We start from the raw sequence: 22,859 nt of genomic DNA, 5'->3' as shown, positions 1-22,859 counted from the left end.
AACGTTTGCCATTATTGAGGTGCATCAGTTGAGATTACACTTACATAAGATGGCTCCAGAAAATACCAGCGTTCTCCACAATTTCCCTGAACAGTTTCAAATATCATTTTCTGCGATCTCCGCTTGCCATTTTCATCAAGATAATAAATGGTATAATTCATAACTGTAACTTCTCCGCCATGAACACCTGTGATGCGTTTCCAATCCCAAGGAGAAGTACTGCCAGAAGCAGAACGCATAGCGCAGCAGTTGGAGTTACTCTCCATATACTGTTCAAAGCTTTCGTATTTTATTTTTTCGTAACGTTGCCCCCCTTTTTCCTTATTTTGCCTATCCTTGAGGAAAACCTTGCCTGGCCAATTTAGTCTCTCAAATTCTTGTCTAAATTTATCCTCATCGCTTAAATAGCGCATCTGTGCAAAGCAAAATCCTGAAACATTTAAACCTGCGTAGAGAAGAAAAAGAACAAATGACACTCCCAAAAATGTGCTACAACCTAAAAGATTTTTCATTTTTCTGTTTACCTTTGTCCTCAGTATTCAGTATTAGATGCAGGTGGAATCAAGCGATCGCCTACCAGATTAGTTAGTCTTCCGTTTTCATCCAGATAGTTAATAGTATTGAATCCCCAGGAATTACGCATTACTGCTATATATAGCGTATAAACTTGTTATTACTCAAAACAAGCCAACTATACTTAGCGCCATTGCGTAAGTCCTGGTCCTGTATCTTTTAGCTTGCTTGTCAATCCGTGTCAACAATATCAAAGCTGCTAGAAGTTAAAGGTAAAAAACTGAATGACACAGATGCAAACTGCCCTCCTGAACCAAAACCAGGGTCAACACCATTTTCGTTATAATACAAATCTCCGCCTACATTAACAATTGTCTCATCTACTGTTTCGGCATCAGATACCGTGGATGCTGAAGCAAAAAAGTTAGTGGGATCTACTGCAGTAAAAGTGTCTTGAGACAGTTGGATTTTGTCATTAGGTTTAAAGAAAGTAATTTGATCTACTCCGAGTTCTAAAATACCGTATTCAGCTCCAGTATCAAAGACATAGGTATCACTATCGCTAAATGTGGGGTCTAAACCACCATCTAATATGTCATCGCCATCATCTCCTTGCAAAACGTCGTTGCCGACTCCAGCTAATAAAGTATCATTTCCACTACCCCCAATCAGAGTATCAGGACCGTTATTTCCCTCTACATAATCAGCACCATCGCCACCAGAAACTGTGTCAGAACCCGATCCTCCGTAAAGGTAGTCAAGGTCAAACCCGCCGTCAAGGAAGTCGTCACCACCGTATCCGAAAATCTGGTCCTCCCCGTCTAGTCCAAAGATAATATCATCACTACCGTCACCATTAATTTCATCAGAGCTAGTTGTACCTTCTTCAAGAGCAGCGCCTAAATTCGATTTAGCAACTGCGTACTTAATAGCGTCTGAGACATTGGAACTATCGGGATTAAGGCTGGTAACATAACCACGACCTAGTTGATCGACTAAATCTTCATAAGTTCCTTCTACACCATCAGTAACTAGAAAAACAGGTATCATATCTTCGGTTTCCAAAACCGATTTGAGTCCAGCAATTGTGGGATAGTCTTCATCTTCAATATTGCTATCTAGATCGTTAGCGGGGGCAGTTGCATAATCTCCAGCAACATGATAGGACGCATCGGTAGATATCACAGCGATCCGGGTTGAACCTGAACGATAATTAAGACCACCATCACTATCAAATGCTGTATGGGCTAGCGCTTCTAATTGAGCCTCTGGTCCATCAGCACCATTTGAAGCAGAAAAGCTGTCAACTTCATTTTTTACTGTACCAATATCACTTGTAAAAGCAAGTTCTGATTGGTAAACGTAGTCACTAGGGGCACCAAAAGGGGAGACTGGTTTGTCCTTAAAAGTAGAAATGCCAAACTGAATATCAGGGCCAAAAATTTCTTCGAGGTATGGGTTGGTCAAACGATTGACAGCGATTGGAATCTGCTTTTTCAAGTTAGGCAAGTCATTACGGTATGAACCTGTCAAATCCTGTAACAAAACAACATCAGTACTCATTGTTTTTCTCCTTTAATTAAACGTTAAAAATTGACATCCTCTCTGGCCTGTTAGCGTTAGCGTAGCTCCTCTGCAGGAGGCAAGAGTCAGGCGCGGAGATTCCTACTGAGCCATAGCTCTTCAGCGGGGTTTATAACTGCTAGCTGTAATCCTGTGCCTAAAAGCCACTATTTAGGGTTTGCTTATGGAAAGTCTTTTTGCTGGGGTAGGGACCCACCCTCGCCCCTCCCCTCCCTGGAGGGGAAAAAGGCAGTAGGCAGTAGTTAGGACGTAGAATAAATGGGAATTACAGAGTCAGTGACCAAAACAATAGTAACAGTTATTTTTCGGCTTTTGCTTCCGGAAAATCCCCACTTTTTTAACAATAGCTTGCTGAAAAGCTCATACTTTTTCCAGACATAAAAAGCCTAAAACCAATATCAGTAAATGCTTTGATATTTAATCAGCAAGCCCTATTTACGCTTTTTCTTCAATGAACCTGCTAGATAAACACCAAGTAAACCCAAACCAATTATTGTTGCGGGTTCGGGAACGTCAGCGCTTGGAGATGTTGCTGTAATTTCAGCATATAACATTGACTCTGCTACTGAAAATTCTGGAGAGTTAAACTCACTGACAAAAGTATTACCACCGTCACTAGAAAAACCTATTAAATTTAGGGTGTAATCTACTCCATTAAAATTAAAAGTATCACTTGTCAGACCATTAGCTTGAAATCTGAGTCTATCTCCATCTAAAACTGGGTCTCCTGTGGTGTTGCGAGTGTTAATAATGTTGAAAGTATAGTTGAAGTTTTCTGCACTATTGAAAGGATTAGTAAAAGACAACTCCATCTCTAGAGGGAAATCTCCTCTAAAATTATGACTGCTTCGAGATGTCATACCATTACGATAGGTTAAATCACCAACTGCAAATAGGGTATTTACATTTGTGCTGAAACCTAAACCATCATACTGAACATAATTTGCGTTTGTGAAAGATCCACCTCCAGAAGTTCCCCAAGTTAGTCTGTTGTTTGTACCACTGCCTTCATTTGAGAGAAATGCACCAAATGTTCCAGTAGGTATACCCCAAGAACCAGATGATGTTCCAGCAAAAGTAATAGCTTCAACCTTTCCTATTGTAGCAAACAATATTGTAGTAGTTGCCATTAAGGTTGGTAAAAATTTAGTTTTGTTCATGGTTAACTATTCTCCTGATTTGCATCTTATTGAGAATAAATTTAAGCATCTAAACAAAATTGTTTACCTACCCTAATTTGATGTGAGACATACAATATAAGGGATTTAGTCTGAAAAAATGTGTAATTAATTTTGTGTATCTGCTTAATTTCACCTAATTACACCAGTTTTGGACTTGATGAGGTACAAAATTTAGTGCTTTAGGCAACAGGCAACAGGCAACAGGCAACAGAGAATTAATAAGCTGTACCTCACTATCCTAAAAAGTGCTGTAAATAGCTTAGGTGTTATATGTAGTATACGCTTCTTCCTGTTTAGCTCATTTATTCTAAAGTTGTATATCCTTCAGATAAAGAACTACCAATTAAAAGGTCTCCGCTCTGTTGTTTCAATTCAATAAAGACGTTGAGGCTTGGCGATCGCGGAGCGTGGTGTCAGTCGTATCACAAGTAGACGACTCATTGATTCATTGATTATTATCTGCCTCAACTGAAATTAATCATAACATCTGAAATTATTTGGGCAACAGCTTCTTTAGAATTTATTCATAAATCAGCTATAAGAGTTTATATATCAACAGGACTTACGCAAAATACGAAATTATACACCATCTGTAGGGGCGTCATTCGTCAGCTATGCGTCAGTAAACGGCCGTTTGCTTGCGTAGACTTCGTAATTCCCCTACTATATGCGGTGGTTATGCATAAGTCCCGATCAATATTTTTGAGTTTTTATATACAGTTTTTTTTGATGGTATCAATAGAGTTGTTGGGTATTCTCGCAGGGTAAGCGCATCTAAATGCGATCGCTAAATCTAAAGAAATTCTCAAGTAAATGTAATCCAAATTGAGGAAAAAAAACAACATGATCTCAGTTTTTTTGGAGTTATATTATGTCCGGTTGATTACTTAGTAAATAAAATGACGGAGGAGTCAGTCCTCAGGAGTCAGGAGGAAAGAAAGAAGCAAGAAATAAGAGGAGGAAAAGGAGAAAGTTTTTTTGATCGCTAATTATCCGGACATGATATAATGCGATCGTGACACATAATCTCTTGATAGAGGAAAAAAATTAAAAATTATCAAAATAATATGGGTCGCCCAACCCCGCCTTTTAAGGCGCAATATTTTTGGAGCGAAGCTCAAATCCCCTACTTCGCCTCCTAGCTCCTCCTGGGAGGGGTGGGGGTGGGTTGGGGAGGGGCGGGGGTGGGTTAACTTCTGACTTCTGACTTCGTTAACGTCACATTTCTACCTTGAAAGAATATGTTTTGGTGAGTGCTGATGAAATGATATTTGAATACTTTCGGTTGAATGAAAAGGAAGTGTGGGAGCTTTATTCTTATAGAACCCCCGATCGTATCTTTGCACGCGGTATGTACTTTTAGCTGCGGTTCTCAGTCTGAGCGAGCCAGTGGAAATTCAGGAACGAGAATAGGGGAGGCCAGCGGATGCGACCCCGCGACGACGTTAGTAGCATTTGGTAGCGCACCAAACAGATAGAAAAATGCTCCCTACTCCCCTACTCCCCTACTCCCCTACTTCCCCCACTCCCAACTATAATAATAAGTATTCAACCGGATTTGATATAAGACCCCGCCCTCAAGGATTTGGTTTATCTGAGCAAAAATTTTATCAACATGTTGGCATTTATACCCGCGCTCTCCGGTCAGGGGGAGCGTCCTATGGGAATGCCAATCAATAAGAGCGGTTTCATACATAATCAGGACTTACGCGAAAGACAAAATTATACACCATTTGTAGGGGTTAACGGCCGTTAACCCCTACAATATCTGGTAGTTATGCGTAAGTCCTGATAATATAAATCTGTCAAGAGGCAGCAGAAAGCCCCTGCCAATGATGTTAGGGAATCCCACACTGTCTCGTAGAGCAACGTCGGGAAGATGTCAAAAATTGAATGAAAACTATAATTTTTAGTTAAATTAGAAAAAATTGTTGTCTGTAATAACTATGAAAAAGCATGAATAAACAATCAATATCAACAGGCTTAATTGCTGGACTAGCAGCTACTCTATTTTTCAGTATTAGCTTAAGCCTCCTAGAATATACAATCAAATCAAGTATTGTATTTGGCATAATTGGAGGTATTTCTGCTGGTTTATTAGGGTATTGGTCACAAATAGAATTAAGGCCAGAAATTCCAGAGAAAACAAATGCTGAACCTGTAGATTCTCCAAAAGAATCAAAACCACCTAAACCACCTAAACCACCTAAAACATGGCCAAAAACCCCTAGAGAACGTAGCGGTGTTTCTATCTTAAGTTGGCTTTCAAGGTCAAGTCCAGTTTCTTCAAGAAGATATCAAAAAGCTCGAAAAAAATACTAATTTCTGACTTCTAATGTTTTTGTTTTTTTCTAAATTACTCCCTTTATTTATCTATCCTTTGGGATTATCTTGCCTGCTAATGCTGATAGCTTTTATTTTATTGTGGTGGTATCCTAAATGGTCAGCATTAGTAATTTTTCTAGCATTTACAGTAACATTTACGTTTAGTAATTCGTGGGTTTCTCAAGGACTAATTAAATCTTTAGAATGGCAAAATTTACCGCCGAAAGAATTACCATCGGCAGAAGCAATTGTCGTTTTAGGTGGTGGAATTAAACCTGCAAATTCACCCCGTCCTTGGGTAGATTTTAGTGAAGCAGGCGATCGCATTTTACATGGAATAAGATTATATCAGCAGGGTAAAGCTCCTTTAATTATATTAAGTGGGGGTAGAGTTGACTGGAAAGATGGAGGGAACCCTGAGTCTGGAGATATGGCAGAAATTGCTGAAACTATGGGAGTACCAAAAACAGCAATTTTACAAGATACTGATTCTCTGAATACTTATCAAAATGCTGTTAATGTCAAACAAATTTTAGATAAAAATGAAATTAAAGGCAATGTTTTGTTAGTGACTTCAGCACTGCATACTCCCCGCTCAATATCAATCTTCAAAAAACAGAAAATATCAGTAATTCCGGCACCAACAGATTTTTTAGTTACCGAAAGAGACTTACAGGAAAAACAAGATAGTTGGCAAGGAATTCTCTTAAATATTATTCCTGATGCTGCAAATTTACAAAATTCTACTAAAGCTTTAAAAGAGTATCTAGGTATAATTGTATATCGTCTGCGAGGTTGGTTATAATATTTTTTTAGCAGTCAGTCAGTAGTTAGGGTAGAACAAGGATTTAATATGTAGCAATATTATCTGAATTGCTACATATTATGAATTTTTAGGGAATAGTCAAAAGAGAAAAAATCTTGCTGAATACTAGATAAAAATGCTATATAGCAATCCTAAATCATTTGTGATAATTTTATTGCTTCAGTGTTTCTCATTCCCTATTTCCTATTCCCTATTCCCTATTCCCTATTCCCTAAAATCTATAATATCTCACAGCTCAAATTAAGATTGCTATATAAACTTAATAAATAGGAATTACTCTCAATGCCTCCAGAATTAAGAAGCATCTTTCCAGAAGCAAATTCACCTGCTACAGAAATCTTTCAAATTTATCAAACTACTCAGGAATTTTATCAGGAAGTAAAATATAGAGAAGATTTTCAAAATTATTGTCAGTGGTATTACGAGATAGCTGAACAACACCAAAAAGAACTACAAAAAATGCAGAGTGATATTAATATTTTTGGTTTTTTCTTGAAATTAATTCACCCTGAAGTAAAAAAATAGGAGCATAAATGGGGACAATCCCCCAGGAAGAAGGCAGAAGGCAGAAGGCAGAAGGAAAAATTGCATGGGGATAGTATTCGACACGCCATTTCGTGCCTTATAACCCCAAACAATTTTAAGCACCGTGTAGACAGTGGGGAATTAAACCAGTCACAGGAAAAATAAATCCTATTAATATTAACCTTAAGTTATTCTATAAGTTCTAATTCCTCTTCCTTAAGATGAACTTTAAATTTTTCTGTAAACTTGACAAGAATTGGTAGATTAGCGCTAACTGGTCTACCTTTCCATTCATTGACAATAGCAACCACTTCCCCTTCCTGATTTTTCAGCTCGAATGGTTGTCCTTTATGTTCAGGATGAATATAAACCATAACAGAGGTATTAACGCGAACACGATCGCCTACTTTCATATACTAAAACCTTGTACTATCATCTCCTAGAAATTCAACTAATGTAGCTCTAATACGAAATTACACTAGCTTTAAGAATTTTCCTATTCTTCCATAAAAACAACCCCAAAGTCACGTCAATTGAATAAAGACTCTCCCCTACTGTCTACTGCCTACCCTCTCTATTCATACAAAAACTAATCAGCTGGATCTCGATTATATATCATATCAAATCCGTTTGATTGGACATAAAAAAATCTTCAATCGTCATAACTACTAAATTTTTGTGATTCTCTCTACTCCTGACTCGTTCCTTCCCCTCCAGGGAGGGGCTAGGGGTGGTTTACTTCCTCCAGGGAGGGGCTAGGGGTGGGTTTACTTCCCCTTCTGGGAGCAGGGCTAATTCTTTGTCGTCAGAGAATATTCATAAGAAATACAAAAAATTGTGCAAATATACAAATCTCTCCATCTCTCCATCTCTCCATCTCTCCATCTCCCCATCTCCTCATCAATTTTTCTAAGCGTGACAATAAATAGACCCTGCCTCCTGGGAGGAGTTAGGGGTGGGTTGACTCCTAAAGACTTAACCATTCTATAACTGTTTAACCGGACTATATATCAGCTATAAGTCCAAAATTAAACATTAAGAATCAGGAGAAACAGGAACTTCTGAAGGCTCAGGTATCATTGGACTTTCCCAAGATTCAGGAACATCATTAGAATTTGGGCGGAAATTTTCCCAATTCCGCCACACCGCTACAACTGCCCCTACAAATAAGATCAACAATAAACCAACCATAAACATCCAGGGCCTTAACCCTGAAGAAGTTGGCATGGCCTCCACCTCAGAATCAGGGTCAGAGTCAAGGTCAACTTCAGGTTTCAGCTCCGGAACATCATCATCATCACTATAAAGAAGTGCTTTAGAAGCCTCAGATAATTCTGGCATTACTTCCTGTGCCAAAGGTTTTGCTGTAGGATTATTCAATAAAACCAACTGCTCTGGAGAAATGCGATAGTGGGCAAGTACCACCGAAGTATTATCGTGACCATTTTTCTGATTTGCCAACTCAATCAGATACTCAACCGCCTGCTTGAGAGAAAATTCGCCTCGAAAAATCCTGGGAGTATACTCATTCCAAGACTTCTCAACCCAATCATTATCACTCAGACCATCCGAGCATAATAGCAATAAACCCTCTTCTTCAATCAAAAATCTTTGAATAGTTGGCCGAATAAACTCCCCATCCCTCGTACCAAGAGCCTGAGTCAGGGCACCCGCATCACGACGTTCTAATGCCTGCCAATAAAGACAATGACCAAGACGCGTCTCCCTAGAAGCCACATCATCATCCACAGTCAACAATTGACAAGTATTTTTAGTTAGCCAATAGGCACGACTATCTCCCAAATTAGCTATGTACAACTCATGGGCATTATTCGGATTTGATTCTGGAGAAGACTTCACCTGTTGGGGCAACTGTAGCGCCATAACTAATGTTGTGCCCATACGTTGTCGGGACTCTCTTCCTTGTTCATCATTCTCAGTGGCAATCATGTTATTAACTACCCGAATAATTTCCTCAAGTTGTTTCATTACCAAATCTGGTGATGTTAAATCCTGTTGTTGGCCTACTTCTGTCAATAGATTTTGTACTAATCTTTTAATGGACTGTACTGCTAGTTGACTAGCCACTTCTCCGCCATCATGGCCACCTACCCCATCACAAATCATTGCTAAATGGGGCACTAACTCCTTGCTAGCTAAATCTTGTTCCGTTGGATAACAAGAATCCTCATTATGGAGACGCACAGGCCCAGTATCTGTAGCTCCTACTATTTCCGCACTTAATGGTAATTGGGCCGCCTGTTCCAATAGGAGTTGGTTCAATTTAGGGGCGATCGCCTCCAGAGATTCCCCAATATCCCCAATCATCTGACAAATTTCTTGCAATGGCTGTTGGATATGAGGATGAGCAGTGGGAATTAAATTAGACCAAAAAATCCTTAAATCTCTATGTTTAGTGTTACGGTTTTGTAAGTCCAACTCTAACAGTCGTAACCGCCAACCTTCGACCCTTAAGCTATTTGCCAAGAGACTGAAAGCTACACGCTCTTTTGATAAAGGTTTCCATAACTGCATCATTTGCCACAACCAGTAAACTTGACGTACAGGTGTTGCTGTCGGCCAAGCATCTACAAAAGCAGGACATAACTGACCTTGAGAGTCTAGAGGAACGTTGTCTAACAACAGAATATCTGTAGGATAAGTTTCTTCTCCATATTGATAGAAACCATGTACCTCTGGTGTATGGAGCCTATAGGGATATAAATGTAAATATGGCGTTATATTATCTGGTAACTCCTCATACATAAAAGGAGGTTGAGCAGGTTTAGTATCCACCCATACTTGTGGACTTACAACATAGTAGCGATCGCCCAGTAACTCCCCAACAGGAATCTCAGCTCCGGCATCAACAGCCCATAAATAGCGATAGATTAATTTAGTTTGGCAAGCTTCGCACTCTTGGCGACCCCAGGAGTTGGCCGGATCAGGACAGTTAATATTTGGGCAATAAATTAGTGGGGTAGAAGACATTTTATTCAGTTAATAATTAAAATCAAAATTTAAAATTTAAAAATTATACGAGAAATATTAATTTGAGAATTTCTATCAAAAATTGAGCTTGAGGACTCCCGGTATAATCTCTGATTTACCGGGTTCGGAATCGCGACCAAAATAAAAACAGATACTGACCAAGACTAGCAAGAGTCTAACCTAACACCACACTCAAATAGAATTATGTTATGATGTGGACATGATAACACTAACCTACGAGTTTAAGTTAAGTCCCTCTCAACAGCAGATAGCCATCATTGAAGATATGTTGGCGGTCTGTAGGAAGGTGTGGAATTATGCCTTGAGAGAGCGAAAAGACTGGATAAACAGTAGGAAATGTGCGGTTAATTCTTGCTCATTGTATCAAGAGTATATAATCCCTGGGGATGCACCTTACCCTAACTACAACAGAAAAGCAGCTAGCTTAACTAAAGCTAAGAAGACTAACCCTGAACTCAAAAGAACAAATGCTCAAGTCTTACAGCAAGTTCTCAAGAATTTGGAAAAGGCATTTAGCAACATGAAACAGCAGGGTTATGGCTTCCCACGCTTTAAGAACAAATACAGAATGAGGTCGTTTGTCTTCCCTCAGTTTAAAAATAATCCCATCTCTAACGAGTACATAAAACTACCCCAAATTGGATTAGTTCGGATGAGATTATCTAGACCAATTCCAGAAGGATTTAAACTAAAACAGGTAAGATTGGTCAGACGAGCAAGTGGGTATTTTGTCATGTTATCTCTACAGAGTCCTGTCAGTGTTCCGGACACCCCTGCTTCTGGATACCCATTAGGGATTGATGTGGGACTTGATAAATTCTTAGCAACTTCTGAAGGTGAGTTGATTGAACGTCCAAAGTTTTTAACCAAACTAAATAGCAAGTTGAGATTACTGCAACGTAGATTAAAGTTAAAACCTAAGGGGTCAGCAAATCGACATAAACTTAACCAAAAGATAGCAAAACTTCATCAAAAAATCTCAGACACCCGAAAAGACTTTCACTTTAAACTAGCTCATCATTTATGCGACCAAGCAGGAATGATATTTGTGGAAGACCTGGATTTTAGAACTTGGGCTAAAGGAATGTTAGGTAAACATACTTTAGATGCAGGGTTCGGTCAGTTTTTCAATATCTTGGCTTGGGTATGCAAGAAACGAGGGGTTTATTTTGGCAAGGTAGACTACAGATATACCAGTCAAATTTGTCCGAATTGTGGAGCGCATACAGGCAAGAAAGATTTGTCTGAACGTATTCATAAATGTCCTGAATGTCACTACGAAATCAACCGTGATGTGGCAGCAGCAAAAGTGATTTGTCATCGAGGTGTCACTGCGGTCGGGCAGACCGTGGTTCAACAAATTGACTGTGTAGGCGTACTGTCGGGGGTTGTTTTCAACCTAGATAAGTGCCACTCAAGCAGTAAACCTAAATCGTGAGGTTTAGGAATCTCCCGTTATACAGTCATTTAACTTTAGATTGAGACAAAGCTTTCTTGCTATGAGGGAGTTTCAGACAAAAAAACGTCTCATTTTTAAGTTAAACTACTATAACCTTTGATTTAACGAGATAAGGATGTCAATAAATCCAACGATATTTTGGTTACTGGCTGGGGCAATTCTTTGTTTTTTAGAACTCCTCGTACCCACAGCCTTTGTTGAATTTATGATGGGACTGAGTGCCTTTGTTGTGGCAGGAGTGTCCCTCTTAATTCCTATTATTAGCGTACAAGTGGCCTTGTGGATGATTTTTTCTGTAGCTTCTATTCTTGGGTTCCGTCGTCTGCTGCCCAATCATACAGTGGCGACTATTGCAGATTCTCAAGAGGCAGAAACTTTAACAGAAATATTACCAGGCCAGCCTGGTCGAGTCATTTATGAAGGTAATTCTTGGCGGGCAAAATGTGACGATGAAAGTGGCGCGATCGCTGCTCATGAAAAAGTTATTGTCGTTAGACGTGAAGGTAATACTTTATTTGTATTGCCAGAAAATTTATTAAATTCTTCAGTTTATCTCCCTAAGTAAAGGTAAGCATTTCCTGCGGAATGCTACGCAAATAGCAATGGGTAATGAATAATTACTTCTCAGGTTTAGTCCGGGGACTTTGACAGTAATTTTTATTCTTTCCTCAATTTCAAAGGTTGCTTTTACCTTCCCAAAAATTAATGGCTGATAGCTGATAGCTGACAGCTGAATGCTTACAACCAAAATCAATTGAAATAACAACTAATTAGATAATTAGGAGATTAAAAATGCAACAGTTTTTTTGTTAGTCTTTTTAGCTTTAGGTGGTTCAAGTTTAGCCGGAAGTGTCAAAGTTATTAATCAAGGAAATGAAGCTTTAGTAGAAACTTTAGGTAAATATAATGGCAGAAAATTAGATGCTGGTTTGAAATTTGTTATCCCATTTTTAGATAGAATCTCTTATCAAGAAACAATTCGGGAAAAAGTATTAGATATTCCACCTCAGCCATGTATTACTAGAGATAACGTAGCAATTAGTGTAGATGCTGTGGTTTATTGGCGGATTATGGATTTAGAAAAAGCCTACTACAAAGTAGAAAATCTCAAATCTGCAATGACTAATCTAGTTTTAACTCAAATTCGGGCAGAAATGGGTAAATTAGAATTGGACCAAACCTTTACAGCTCGCACAGAAATTAATGAAGTTCTTCTCAGAGAATTAGACATTGCTACTGACCCTTGGGGAGTAAAAGTAACTAGGGTAGAATTACGAGATATTAGTCCTTCCAAAGCAGTGCAAGATTCTATGGAATTACAGATGACTGCGGAACGACAAAAACGGGCAGCAATTTTAACTTCAGAAGGGGAAAGAGATTCTGCTATTAACTCTGCCAGAGGTAAGGCCGAATCACAAGTCCTTGATGCCGAAGCACGTCAAAAAGCAACTATTTTAGAAGCAGAAGCACAACAAAAAGCAATTGTACTTAAAGCTCAAGCTGAACGTCAATCTCAAGTATTAAGAGCTTCTGCAACTTCTGAAGCATTAGGAATTATTACTAAAACCCTCCATCAAGACCCCAATGCTAAAGAAGCACTCCAATTTTTATTGGCTCAAAACTATTTGGATATGGGTCAGACAATTGGTAGTAGTGATAGTAGTAAAGTCATGTTCATGGACCCCCGCAATATTCCAGCAACTTTAGAAGGTATGCGTTCCATTGTAACAGAGGGCAAAAATTCAGTTAATAGTTAAATAAGCGGTCAGCACTCAGCAATCAGCAATTAGCATTAGGACTTTTTTGACTTTAGGAGGGGATGAGCAACCTCGACTCAACTAGGAAGCGTTTGGGGTTTCAATCCCCATGCAATTGATTCTGTCTCCTGTCTTCTGTCTCCTGACTCCTTCTTCTAGTTAAAGTACAACGGTCGCAAAGTCCAAAAAACTCTAAAGTGTGATAAAAAATCTTAAAGTTGTGGGACTTCTGTAATTGATTTTCTAAATTATGGACAGAAAATTCATTAATCAGAATAGAAGTCCCACATTTTACACAAGTCAGATGATGTTGGTCGTGCTGCAAGCAACTATAAACAGATTCACCATTGGCCAAAATCCGGACAGTCACTACACCTTGTTGCTTGAGGGCATCTAAAGAACGATATACTGTTGCTAACCCCAGAGGTTGGTCACATTCGCGTAGTGCTGAATAAATATCCTGGGCAGATAGCGATCGCTTCTGGATTTTTAATAGCTTCAAAATACGCTCTTGAGACCGGGTACGATTGGATTTCATGGCCAATTTTGTTAACTATAAATATAACTTAACTGATAATATCTAACGTGGTCAGTTGAAATCTAAAATTTTTTAATCACGTGACAAAACAATATCAGGCACATATCTATGTTACCCTAAGACCATCTGTTTTAGACCCTGCTGGTACTGCTGTTAAATCTGGGTTGGCACAAATGGGATATGACAATGTAGAAGAAATTAGAATTGGTAAATATATTGAGTTGATGCTTCAGGCAACTGATGAAGCAACAGCGAAGGAACAACTAGAATTAATCTGTGATCGACTATTAGCTAATCCGGTCATTGAAAATTATCGTTTTGATTTAATGGAAACTATAAAAGAAGGTGTTCATTAATGGATAATGGATAATGAATAATGGATAATTACCTCGGGTTTTAACCGTTACGGAATTGAAGATCAGGAAATCAGATTTCTTTTTTCTCCTTGCTCATGAGAGGCTTTAAACCTTTGGGGATTAATTATAAATTATCAATTATCAATTATCCATTGGTAAACATAATAATATAATAATTAATGCGCTCCTAGAGTGCTAATTATCAAAAAGGCGGTCTAAGTTAAGCATTAACCCACATTCCACACTTCAAGAGTGTATCATTAAAAGTAGTATATAAATTTGTATTTTGGTAGGTATTTATACTATGCAAATCATCTCAATTACTTTTTTCGTTCATCGATCTTCCGAGTAAAAAATTTACGCATAAATACTTGTTTGATTGATTACTCAATCACGGCAGTTATGATTTTCTTCTCAAATTCTGTCTCCTGTCTTCCCCTCCCCTCCTGGGAGGGTTAGGGTGGGTTGGGAGGGAGAGGGGCTAGGGGTGGGTTGTCTCCTGACTCCTGATTCGGTTGCTACATTTTGTGGTGCGGAATGTGGGATTAATGCATGGTAATTGGTATTACCCTTCGGAGTATAGAAACGATAATTGAAATTAAATTAATATGAAATTTGGTATTATTGTGTTTCCCGGTTCCAACTGCGATCGGGATGTAGCTTGGGTAACTCAAGATTTATTAGGTCAACCAACTCGCATGGTTTGGCATCAAGAAGAAGATATTTCCGGTCTAGATGTAATAGTTGTCCCTGGAGGTTTCAGTTATGGTGACTATCTCAGATGCGGGGCGATCGCTCGTTTTTCTCCAGTCATGGCAGCAACTGTTGCTCATGCCCAAAAAGGTAAGTTAGTCTTAGGTATCTGTAATGGTTTCCAGATATTGACAGAAATAGGACTATTGCCGGGAGCATTAATCAGAAATCAGCAATTAAATTTTATTTGCGATCGAGTTCCGGTCAAAGTAGAGAACTCTGATACTCCTTGGACTTCTGATTATCAAAAAGGAGAAGTGATTCGTTTACCAATAGCTCATGGTGAAGGTCGTTATTATGCTGATGCAGAAACGTTGCAAGAATTAGACAATAATGGTCAAATTTTATTTCGTTACTGCACGGAGAATGGTGAAATTAGTCAAGTAGCTAATCCCAATGGTTCTCTTAATAATATTGCTGGGGTCTGCAACCGTCAAGGCAATGTGTTGGGAATGATGCCTCATCCAGAGAGAGCATCAGACCCAATGTTAGGTGATACAGATGGCATAAAATTATTTAAGGGATTATTAATGTCTGTGGTTGGAATTTAGCTACATTTAATAATTAATAATTAATAATTAATTATTATCTCTCCTTAAAAAGAAGAGGATTGACTCAAAGGAAAAATCTTTCTTGTTTCTCCTTTAAAGGAGAGGCTTTAAACCTTAATTATTTGGTAATGTACCTCATAGCTTTCCCATAAAATAAAAGTTGATTTCAATTGATTAATTTTTAGGTGGGAAAGCTTTGCCTTTGGCTGTCGCTAACATGAAAAGCAGTATGAGTCCCATTATTGTTCCCCAGATTAGCAGTATGAGGTTATATCTTCCCCACAAACATCCGCTAAATAACACAAAGCTCTAAACCTCAAACCAATTAATTCATCATAAAGAGGGTTAAGTTTGCACATGGGAGGAATATGAAACAAGATATGACCAAAAAAAGTGATATCGCGCTCAAAGGGGCACTGACTAGGAATTAATTGGCACAGAAACTTAGCTAATTTAGGATTATTAATTTCTATATGGTCTAGCCATCCTCGCAAGGGTTTTAATGGCTTAAATTTAGGTACTGTAGATAACATACGAGTAGTCATAGCATTTAGAATGTTAATATTTTGGGGTTTCGTCCATACCCCTGTTTTTACTAGATTTTGCATAGTGTCTCAAGACTTTCTATAAGAGTTCTACAGTTTATTTTTTGACTTTACCGGAAAGGTAATATGTGAATAGTCATTATCAACTTATTGGCAAAAGTCAAAAGTTAATGATCTTTTCTACCTGACCTCTGACTACTTTTTCAAGATATTGACTTTTGATTTTGCAGTAGAAATTTTCCCCACACACTAATGTGGAGAGGTTTAAGTAACTAGAAGGATTGATTGCAAATAGTCTGAGGATGCGGTAAGTGATTTTTACTGTCCTCAACAGCAGAAGTTTTTAGACTAACTTCTTTTCCATGGCATCAACAAGTTTGACATACTCCCGACGTTACGCTTACGCAACAACGCGGGATTATTCCATCGGGAAACACTGACCGCAGTTTTGGCAGAGGTGATGTCCTCCCCCTGTATTAGAATTATCGGCAGTAGTATTTTTGAGAGACCTACTACTTAAAGTCTCTACTCCCAATTTTCAGCACAACATAAAGGAACGTCTAAGATTGCTGAGGCAAATAAATTTGCGTGACATACTCCCACACGCTCGCTGGCGCTATAGTGTAAGCTCTCTCGTTTCGCTGCCCTGGTATTCCGTCGGGCTCCACGAGCTTTAAGAACGGAATGCCAACCCGCCCTATTTTTTATATTTATCGCCGCGTTTCCTACGGAATGCTCCGCAAACACATCGCGCTAAAACTAAAAATAGGTTAGTTATATTTTTCAGCTCTTTATTTAAAAGTGGATAATAACTAACCTGTTTTTGTCACCTATTTGATTGTTACACCAATTAAGCTAATTGTCGCGTCTTAATTATTCACAAGTATAAATATTATATATAAAATTGATTAGTTTTTCTGATGATAAAGATATTGAAAAAACAATATATATAGTATGGTAAAATCTTGGTATACTAAGTACAAATATTCTCCCTTGTCCAAGTGTAGAATCCCAGGTAATATCATAAGCGGTGTTCTTCTACGAAAATTTTATCGCAATTTGATGGGTGATACTCCTGACGCAATGCTCCGCTGTCACTATACCTAACCCTGTTTTTTCATTTTGTAGTGAAACTTTGCTCAAATACTCTTTTGTTGGGTGTATCTCAGTTTTGAAGAAAGCCAAAAATTTATCGCTTTTAGGTATGAAGGGAATAGGGAATAGGAAATAGGAAAAAAGTATTTTTGCACATAAGAGAAGAGATGCACCCCAAAAATCAGGATGCTCTATAGTCTGAGTTTACCTGTAAATTCACCAAGTGTTTTGAGCATTCCCTCTTCTTGAGTATAATTACTTATCGCTTAATTGAGATGCACCCCTTTTGTTTTCGATTTGGATTTTATATCAAATCCGTTTAATTCGGCACGTAAAAAATGTTCCATCTTCAACGATTACCAAATATTTCTCCCCTCCAGGGAGGGGTTAGGGGTGGGTCCCCATCCCCCATCCTCCCATCTCCCTATCTCCCCATCTCCCCATCTCCCCATCTAATTACACCGATGCTACCGGATTTGATATTATTAGGACTTACGCAGAAGACGAAATTATAGACCATTTGTAGGGGTTAACGACCGTTAACCCCTATTATATTTGTGGTTACGGGTAAGTTCTATTTTAAATAAATTCACAGGATATAATACTATTTTCAGATAGATTATATCAAGCTCAAGGAAAAACAATTATGAACAAAAGCGATTTTCAATCATCCCAAAAATTGACATTTTTAACAACATTAGATAATAACAGTAGCCAAAACACCTCAGTGTCTAACGGCATTTTTAGTATATTTTCTGCATTTCCAGAATATGACCGTGGCAACAGAATGTATAACATGGGCAGATACGAGTCAGCTATATCCTACTACGAAAATGCTGTTAAAATTAAGCCAGACTGGGCTATAGGTTGGTTAAAACTAGCTCATAGTTTCTATAAATTACAAAAATATGAACAAGCAATAGAAGCTTATAAGCGATCGCTATCTATCAAGTCAAACGATGATGATGCTTGGAATTGTTACGGTGTTGTATTATCTAATTTAAAACAGTATGAAGAAGCGATCGCTTGTTTTGACAAAGGAATAAAACTCAACCAAAATAATTATGAACTCTGGTACAATAAAGGTATTATTTTAGCTGAATTTAAACAGTATCAAGCTGCTATAAACTGCTACAAAAAAGCACTGAAAATACAACCGATGATAGGAGAAATTTGGTATGCTCAAGGGCAAGCTTTATTAAACGTAAAAAAATATCCTGAAGCATTGGGTGCTTATGATTGTGCGGTAAAATTGCAGCCTGATAATTATCAGATTTGGTTAAATAGAGGATTAGCTTTAGTTGAAACTTACCGTTATGGTGAAGCAGTAGCTAGTTACGACCATGCAATAGAATTACAACCCGATAATTATTTGGCTTGGTTTAACCGAGGAATTGCTCAAAGTCAACTACATAAATATCACGATTCAGTCTCTTCTTTTAATAAAGTAATTAAATTAAATCCAGATGATTATGAAGCTTGGTTTTATAAAGGATTAGCTTTAAAAAATCATTGGAAAGAAGGAGGAATTGCTTGTTTTGATAAAGCAATTAATCTTAATGCTAATTTACCGGAAGCTTGGATTAGTCGCGGTCATACTTTATTAGATTTATTTAAATATGATGAGGCATTAGAATCTTTTAATCAGGCAATTACAATTAATCCTAATTATCCAGAATCTTGGTTGGGTCGAGGCAAAGCATTCATGGCACTTAGTAAGTATAATGAAGCTCTTATTGCTTATGGTAATGCTATTACTACCCAACCAGATTTTTTAGAAGCTTGGAATTGTCGAGGAGAAGCATTAGAAAAACTCCAGCAGTATGAAGCAGCATTAGCGGCTTATGACAAAGTAATAGAAATGAGCGTTAAACAAGGAGTTTCTGTAGCTAAAGTAGGTTTACAAAGAGGAGCTGCTTTAGAAAAGTTACAAAAATATTCTCAAGCAATAGCAGCTTATGATTTGGTCATAGGGAAACAACCTCATAATTTTGATGCTTGGTTACAACGAGGATTATGTTTAACAAAAATGGGAAATACTCAAGAGGCTGCTATTAGTTATAATCGAGCTATTGATATTTGGCCTAATAATTATCAAGCTTGGTCAGAATTAGCTAAGATTATGGAAAAGTTAGAGCAGTATGAAGAGGCGATCGCTGCCTATGACCAAATAGTTTCTTTAAGACCAGGTAATCATCAAATATGGTTTAAAAGAGGATTAGTTTTGGAAAAATTAGGATATATTCAACAAGCAGTTAGTTCTTACAATATAGCTTTGGATATTAAGCCAGATTACCAAGAAGCACTTAATAGGAAAAATCAGTTAAGGATGCAAGGTTGATTCAATAATTAATAATTAATAATTAATAATTAATAATTAATAATTACTAATTACCTCTCCTTTAAAAGAAGAGGATTGAGTAATCATGAAAAATTTTCTTTTTATCCCCTTAAAAGAGGAGACTTTCAACCACAATTTTTCGGTAAAACTAATTTAATTTTGCTTATTAAATATTGTATTTATCTGTCTAAAAATACTTGCACTACTACTGCCATGATAAATATTTTTTTACCAAACATAATATTTAGTTATGAAGCAGCATTGCCAACATTATTGTTGTTTTTAGTCTTATTTTCCTGTAATAAATCTGCCCAAGACCAAGCAAAACTGACAATCATAGCTTGAGCGATGGCATTCATCTGTTCTTTGTTATAGTTGTTGTGAATTTGTCGTGCTTCTTTAGATGTATTATTATTCATTTTGATTAATCTCCTCACATTAAAATCCATACTTATAGATACAACTTCTATTAACTCTTGTCCGCAAAATACAATTGTGACAAATAACAAACTGGATAGTGATATAGATCATCAAAAATTTTACCAAAATATCAGTTTATAGATTTTTATGAGTGTAAATTTATTTAGATAAAAATGTGCTAACTGTATGAAATTATTAAAGTAGGGATTTTGCACAAGTAAAGTAGAGGAATTACGAATTTTTGAGTATTTGCATTATGCCAATTAAAAATCTGGTTGAATACAGTTTCACAATCAGCTAAATCCGGTTTAATTAAATAGCTTATATTATGTCCGGTAGCATCGGTGTAATTAGATGGGGAGATGGGGAGATAGGGAGATGGGGAGATAGCGAGATGGGGGGATGGGGAGATGGGGACCCACCCTAACCCCTCCCTGGAGGGGAGAAATATTTGGTAATCGTTGAAGATGGAATATTTTTTACGTGCCGAATTAAATGGATTTGATATTATATCATGTCCGGTTGAATAGTTATCAATAAACGACGGAGGAGTCAGGAGGGAAGAAAGAAGGAAGAAGGAAGAAAAAAGAGAAAGAAGCAGAGGGCAAAAGGCAGAAGGAAAAGAAAGGTTCAAACAGAGAAGGTTTTTTATCACTAACTGTTTTTAAGTAGGCTTTTGGTTTAGATGAAGCAAAATAATCAGGCAATATTAATTATTTGTTCTAGGCAAGTGATTAACAAAAATCACTAACTATAAACTATTATAGATATTGTTTGATTCACTAATTTCACTGACTTAATTATTTAGGAGTACATAACAAGATGCAATATAAATTATTAGGAAAAAGTGGACTTAGAGTATCAGAAATCTGTTTAGGAACAATGACCTTTGGCGAAGACTGGGGTTGGGGTTCTTCTTAAGAAGAAAGCTAAAGAATTTATCAAGTCTTCCGTGAAGCTGGCGGTAATTCTATTAATACTACCAATATTTACACTAACGGTACAAGTGAGAAATTTATTAGTTAGATGAACAATATAAATCCACGTCAACATCATACTTTCTATAGAACCGATTTGGTATCTTTTAGCTCTCTCCAGAAAAGAGGGAGTAGGGAGTAGGGAGTAGGGAGTAGAAGGAAATAATTGATGATTTATCTACGATAATTGATTTTATTTTTGATGATTGGAGATGTTTCTTGAGGATAAAGATATATGCTTAAGTTAAGTAATAAGAGCGATTGCTGACGCAAAGCTCCGCTAACGCCTAAATTTTTAGAGATACCAAACAGGTTCTATAGTAATCAGGAATCAAATAAGGAAAATGTTAGTAAATCTAATTTTGCACAAAAAATGAATAAAAATAATCAAAATGTTAGTGGAAATAATAATATAACAGCTCAAGGCAACAAGAGTACATTTAATCAGAGTCAAGTTTCTCAAAGTGCAGAGGAACAAATAACTACTACTGAAGTAGTTGAAATCTTAGCTCACTTAGAAGAAAAAATACAGAGCTTGACTGCACTATCTGAAGCTGACAGAGAAAAGTCTGTAAAACGTTTAGAAGTTGCTAGAGTTGAGGTACAAGAATCTGAGCCAGATAAAGAGTCTATTACTAAGAGTTTGAAACGAGTAAATGAAACTTTGAATGAAGCAGGTAAGACAACTAAAGAAGTGAAAGAGTTGGTCAATGAACTTTTTCCTACTGTCACAAAAGTTGCCGGATACTTGGGGTGCGCTGTTGGAAAAATTTGGAGTATTTTTTCTTGATTATTATGAACCAAGAGAAGGTTATTAAACAAGAGCTTCAACCATCTTCAGAATCTAATCAATCTGTTGAAGGAGATAATAATTCTACAGCTCAAGGTAACGAAAGTACAATTATTCAAGGCGATGATAACAATATTGATAATTCTCAAGAAAACATTCATGTGATAGTCAATGTAGTCAAAAATGAATCTATTAAAAAAACTTCAGATATTTGTCAAAAAGATGAGGAATACGAAATTGGCTATGTTATTTCTGGGACGGCAAAAAGAAAAGATAAAACTACTTTGAAAGCTATTGAAAAGCATTTAAGAGAAATTTTAAATGCAGCTTCATTGACAATTTATGATATTGATGAAGGAAGTATTAAATTTTTCTTTGATGGCGCTCAAGAAGATTTAGAAAAGTTAGAAAATGCCTTTAAGTCAGGAATATTTAAAGATATATTTGATATTCCAATAGAGGATGTGAAATTTGTTGAAGATAATAAGTTGGCACTGACTATTGCTGGAGATATTTCTTATACTGATATTGCTAAGTTAAAATCTTCTCTTACTGGTGTTGATAAAAAGAAATTTTAGTTCAGAAGATTAGAAGTAATAGAGATGGTAAAGTTTTAAATATTGCGATTGCTGACCTCAGTGATGCTAACCTCAGTGGTGCTAAACTCAGTGATGCTAACCTCATGGGTTCTAACCTCATGGGTGTTAACCTCAGTGATGCTGACCTCAATGGTGCTGACCTCAGTTTTGCTAACCTCAGTTTTGCTAACCTCAGTGGTGCTGACCTCAGTGATGCTGAACTCATAATTGCTAAACTCAGTGATGCTGACCTCAGTGGTGCTGACCTCAGAGGTGCTGACCTCAGAGGTGCTGACCTCAGAGGTGCTAAACTCAGTGATGCTAAACTCAGTGATGCTAAATTCGGACAAGCTAACCTCAGACAAGCTAACCTAATTTATGCGGACCTCAGTGATGCTAAATTCGGACAAGCTGACCTCAGAGAAGCTAACTTTAGTGAAGCTAACCTCAGAGGAGCTAACCTCAGAGGAGCTAGCTTTGAAAATTCCATAGTAATAAACGCTAAATTTAGTAGTAATAGTTTAGGAATTACTAGAGAATTAAAGCAAGAACTAATTAAGAAGGGAGCTATTTTTGAAGACTCCCTAGAAGACCCATTAATTTTGACTCCGATAAAAAAATAATACCAAATTCAAAAAAGGTTGCTACAGTATTAATCTCAAAACTCCTATCAAAAGAATAAAGCACTGTAACAGTATTTTTTGAAAATGGTATAATATTAGTCAGTACTTAT

21 protein-coding genes are annotated in these 22,859 nt (G+C 37.3%); 12 read left to right on the top strand and 9 right to left on the bottom strand.

The annotated features are described in order from the left end of the window. Positions 1–11: 11 nt before the first annotated feature. The 3 genes from SAGCYANO_RS25350 to SAGCYANO_RS25340 form a co-directional block, all read right to left on the bottom strand. Positions 12–512, bottom strand: a complete 501-nt coding sequence (locus tag SAGCYANO_RS25350) for a hypothetical protein (RefSeq protein ID WP_202222629.1) — start codon at positions 510–512, stop codon at positions 12–14. A 232-nt stretch (positions 513–744) separates the two neighbouring features. Then, a complete protein-coding gene (locus SAGCYANO_RS25345; protein ID WP_202222628.1) occupies positions 745–2,076 on the bottom strand; it encodes a hypothetical protein in 1,332 nt (443 codons plus the stop codon). 452 nt (positions 2,077–2,528) lie between these two features. Beyond that, positions 2,529–3,257, bottom strand: a complete 729-nt coding sequence (locus SAGCYANO_RS25340) for a choice-of-anchor K domain-containing protein (protein WP_202222638.1) — start codon at positions 3,255–3,257, stop codon at positions 2,529–2,531. A 1,977-nt stretch (positions 3,258–5,234) separates the two neighbouring features. On the opposite strand from SAGCYANO_RS25340, the gene SAGCYANO_RS25335 reads away from it, so the two are divergent. From SAGCYANO_RS25335 to SAGCYANO_RS25325, 3 genes are all read left to right on the top strand, one after another. Continuing rightward, positions 5,235–5,600 carry a hypothetical protein gene (locus SAGCYANO_RS25335; RefSeq protein WP_202222627.1) on the top strand — a complete coding sequence of 122 codons (366 nt, stop codon included), beginning with the start codon at positions 5,235–5,237 and terminating at the stop codon, positions 5,598–5,600. Between the two features lie 13 nt (positions 5,601–5,613). Next, positions 5,614–6,408 carry a YdcF family protein gene (locus tag SAGCYANO_RS25330; RefSeq protein WP_202222626.1) on the top strand — a complete coding sequence of 265 codons (795 nt, stop codon included), beginning with the start codon at positions 5,614–5,616 and terminating at the stop codon, positions 6,406–6,408. A 303-nt stretch (positions 6,409–6,711) separates the two neighbouring features. After that, positions 6,712–6,954, top strand: coding sequence for a hypothetical protein (locus SAGCYANO_RS25325; RefSeq protein WP_202222625.1), 243 nt, complete (start codon positions 6,712–6,714; stop codon positions 6,952–6,954). 188 nt (positions 6,955–7,142) lie between these two features. Here the strand turns inward: SAGCYANO_RS25325 and SAGCYANO_RS25320 are convergent, their stop codons facing one another. The 3 genes from SAGCYANO_RS25320 to SAGCYANO_RS25310 all read right to left on the bottom strand — a co-directional run bounded on the left by SAGCYANO_RS25320 (position 7,143) and on the right by SAGCYANO_RS25310 (position 9,945). Beyond that, complete coding sequence (locus SAGCYANO_RS25320) at positions 7,143–7,367, bottom strand: ferredoxin-thioredoxin reductase variable chain (RefSeq protein ID WP_202222624.1); 225 nt, start codon at positions 7,365–7,367, stop codon at positions 7,143–7,145. A gap of 378 nt (positions 7,368–7,745) precedes the next feature. Beyond that, positions 7,746–7,937: a hypothetical protein gene (locus SAGCYANO_RS25315; RefSeq protein WP_202222623.1), complete on the bottom strand. Its 192-nt coding sequence runs from the start codon at positions 7,935–7,937 to the stop codon at positions 7,746–7,748. Between the two features lie 52 nt (positions 7,938–7,989). After that, positions 7,990–9,945, bottom strand: coding sequence for a PP2C family serine/threonine-protein phosphatase (locus tag SAGCYANO_RS25310; protein ID WP_202222622.1), 1,956 nt, complete (start codon positions 9,943–9,945; stop codon positions 7,990–7,992). 220 nt (positions 9,946–10,165) lie between these two features. Here SAGCYANO_RS25310 and SAGCYANO_RS25305 point away from each other — a divergent pair, with 220 nt between their 5' ends. From SAGCYANO_RS25305 to SAGCYANO_RS25295, 3 genes are all read left to right on the top strand, one after another. Beyond that, positions 10,166–11,404: an RNA-guided endonuclease TnpB family protein gene (locus SAGCYANO_RS25305; RefSeq protein ID WP_202222621.1), complete on the top strand. Its 1,239-nt coding sequence runs from the start codon at positions 10,166–10,168 to the stop codon at positions 11,402–11,404. 136 nt (positions 11,405–11,540) lie between these two features. After that, positions 11,541–11,990, top strand: coding sequence for an NfeD family protein (locus SAGCYANO_RS25300; protein WP_202222620.1), 450 nt, complete (start codon positions 11,541–11,543; stop codon positions 11,988–11,990). Between the two features lie 241 nt (positions 11,991–12,231). Continuing rightward, on the top strand, positions 12,232–13,182 hold the full coding sequence (locus SAGCYANO_RS25295) for an SPFH domain-containing protein (protein WP_237396669.1): 951 nt from the start codon (positions 12,232–12,234) through the stop codon (positions 13,180–13,182). Positions 13,183–13,282: 100 nt separating this feature from the next. On the opposite strand, the gene SAGCYANO_RS25290 is transcribed toward SAGCYANO_RS25295, so the two are convergent. Next, on the bottom strand, positions 13,283–13,720 hold the full coding sequence (locus SAGCYANO_RS25290; RefSeq protein ID WP_202222619.1) for a Fur family transcriptional regulator: 438 nt from the start codon (positions 13,718–13,720) through the stop codon (positions 13,283–13,285). A gap of 80 nt (positions 13,721–13,800) precedes the next feature. Here SAGCYANO_RS25290 and purS point away from each other — a divergent pair, with 80 nt between their 5' ends. Together purS and purQ are read left to right on the top strand one after the other, a co-directional pair. Next, positions 13,801–14,076 (top strand): phosphoribosylformylglycinamidine synthase subunit PurS, encoded by a 276-nt coding sequence (purS, locus tag SAGCYANO_RS25285; RefSeq protein ID WP_202222618.1) that lies wholly within the window; start codon positions 13,801–13,803, stop codon positions 14,074–14,076. 608 nt (positions 14,077–14,684) lie between these two features. Continuing rightward, complete coding sequence (purQ, locus tag SAGCYANO_RS25280; RefSeq protein ID WP_202222617.1) at positions 14,685–15,380, top strand: phosphoribosylformylglycinamidine synthase subunit PurQ; 696 nt, start codon at positions 14,685–14,687, stop codon at positions 15,378–15,380. 254 nt (positions 15,381–15,634) lie between these two features. On the opposite strand, the gene SAGCYANO_RS25275 is transcribed toward purQ, so the two are convergent. Then, the gene (locus tag SAGCYANO_RS25275) at positions 15,635–15,925 is read right to left on the bottom strand and encodes a Mo-dependent nitrogenase C-terminal domain-containing protein (RefSeq protein ID WP_237396672.1); all 291 of its coding nucleotides are present in this window, start codon (positions 15,923–15,925) and stop codon (positions 15,635–15,637) included. A 1,741-nt stretch (positions 15,926–17,666) separates the two neighbouring features. Here SAGCYANO_RS25275 and SAGCYANO_RS25270 point away from each other — a divergent pair. Further along, entirely contained in the window at positions 17,667–19,361 is a 1,695-nt protein-coding gene (locus SAGCYANO_RS25270; protein ID WP_202222615.1) for a tetratricopeptide repeat protein, read from the top strand. 248 nt (positions 19,362–19,609) lie between these two features. On the opposite strand, the gene SAGCYANO_RS25265 is transcribed toward SAGCYANO_RS25270, so the two are convergent. Further along, a complete protein-coding gene (locus SAGCYANO_RS25265) occupies positions 19,610–19,780 on the bottom strand; it encodes a hypothetical protein (RefSeq protein ID WP_202222614.1) in 171 nt (56 codons plus the stop codon). Positions 19,781–21,131: 1,351 nt separating this feature from the next. Between SAGCYANO_RS25265 and SAGCYANO_RS25260 the strand changes: the two genes are divergently transcribed. The 3 genes from SAGCYANO_RS25260 to SAGCYANO_RS25250 are packed head-to-tail and all read left to right on the top strand — an operon-like array spanning position 21,132 to position 22,749. After that, positions 21,132–21,548 carry a hypothetical protein gene (locus SAGCYANO_RS25260; protein ID WP_202222613.1) on the top strand — a complete coding sequence of 139 codons (417 nt, stop codon included), beginning with the start codon at positions 21,132–21,134 and terminating at the stop codon, positions 21,546–21,548. A gap of 5 nt (positions 21,549–21,553) precedes the next feature. Beyond that, on the top strand, positions 21,554–22,126 hold the full coding sequence (locus tag SAGCYANO_RS25255; protein WP_202222612.1) for a hypothetical protein: 573 nt from the start codon (positions 21,554–21,556) through the stop codon (positions 22,124–22,126). Beyond that, entirely contained in the window at positions 22,120–22,749 is a 630-nt protein-coding gene (locus SAGCYANO_RS25250; protein ID WP_375339988.1) for a pentapeptide repeat-containing protein, read from the top strand. The genes SAGCYANO_RS25255 and SAGCYANO_RS25250 overlap by 7 nt, the downstream gene beginning before the upstream one ends. Positions 22,750–22,859 lie beyond the last annotated feature (110 nt).

This window comes from Okeania sp. KiyG1 (assembly GCF_014132355.1).
Classification (GTDB): domain Bacteria; phylum Cyanobacteriota; class Cyanobacteriia; order Cyanobacteriales; family Microcoleaceae; genus Okeania.
This window is presented reverse-complemented; position numbering and strand designations above follow the sequence as displayed.

Coding starts and splice junctions, on each gene's coding strand:
- SAGCYANO_RS25315 (WP_202222623.1), bottom strand. CDS start 7,937: ATGGTTAAGTCTTTAGGAGTCAACCCACCCCTAACTCCTCCCAGGAGG.
- SAGCYANO_RS25335 (WP_202222627.1), top strand. CDS start 5,235: ATGAATAAACAATCAATATCAACAGGCTTAATTGCTGGACTAGCAGCT.
- SAGCYANO_RS25350 (WP_202222629.1), bottom strand. CDS start 512: ATGAAAAATCTTTTAGGTTGTAGCACATTTTTGGGAGTGTCATTTGTT.
- SAGCYANO_RS25345 (WP_202222628.1), bottom strand. CDS start 2,076: ATGAGTACTGATGTTGTTTTGTTACAGGATTTGACAGGTTCATACCGT.
- SAGCYANO_RS25310 (WP_202222622.1), bottom strand. CDS start 9,945: ATGTCTTCTACCCCACTAATTTATTGCCCAAATATTAACTGTCCTGAT.
- SAGCYANO_RS25320 (WP_202222624.1), bottom strand. CDS start 7,367: ATGAAAGTAGGCGATCGTGTTCGCGTTAATACCTCTGTTATGGTTTAT.
- SAGCYANO_RS25330 (WP_202222626.1), top strand. CDS start 5,614: ATGTTTTTGTTTTTTTCTAAATTACTCCCTTTATTTATCTATCCTTTG.
- SAGCYANO_RS25300 (WP_202222620.1), top strand. CDS start 11,541: ATGTCAATAAATCCAACGATATTTTGGTTACTGGCTGGGGCAATTCTT.
- SAGCYANO_RS25255 (WP_202222612.1), top strand. CDS start 21,554: ATGAACCAAGAGAAGGTTATTAAACAAGAGCTTCAACCATCTTCAGAA.
- SAGCYANO_RS25275 (WP_237396672.1), bottom strand. CDS start 15,925: ATGACTACTCGTATGTTATCTACAGTACCTAAATTTAAGCCATTAAAA.
- SAGCYANO_RS25325 (WP_202222625.1), top strand. CDS start 6,712: ATGCCTCCAGAATTAAGAAGCATCTTTCCAGAAGCAAATTCACCTGCT.
- SAGCYANO_RS25270 (WP_202222615.1), top strand. CDS start 17,667: ATGAACAAAAGCGATTTTCAATCATCCCAAAAATTGACATTTTTAACA.
- SAGCYANO_RS25265 (WP_202222614.1), bottom strand. CDS start 19,780: ATGAATAATAATACATCTAAAGAAGCACGACAAATTCACAACAACTAT.
- SAGCYANO_RS25305 (WP_202222621.1), top strand. CDS start 10,166: ATGATAACACTAACCTACGAGTTTAAGTTAAGTCCCTCTCAACAGCAG.
- SAGCYANO_RS25290 (WP_202222619.1), bottom strand. CDS start 13,720: ATGAAATCCAATCGTACCCGGTCTCAAGAGCGTATTTTGAAGCTATTA.
- SAGCYANO_RS25340 (WP_202222638.1), bottom strand. CDS start 3,257: ATGAACAAAACTAAATTTTTACCAACCTTAATGGCAACTACTACAATA.
- purQ (WP_202222617.1), top strand. CDS start 14,685: ATGAAATTTGGTATTATTGTGTTTCCCGGTTCCAACTGCGATCGGGAT.
- SAGCYANO_RS25260 (WP_202222613.1), top strand. CDS start 21,132: ATGAATAAAAATAATCAAAATGTTAGTGGAAATAATAATATAACAGCT.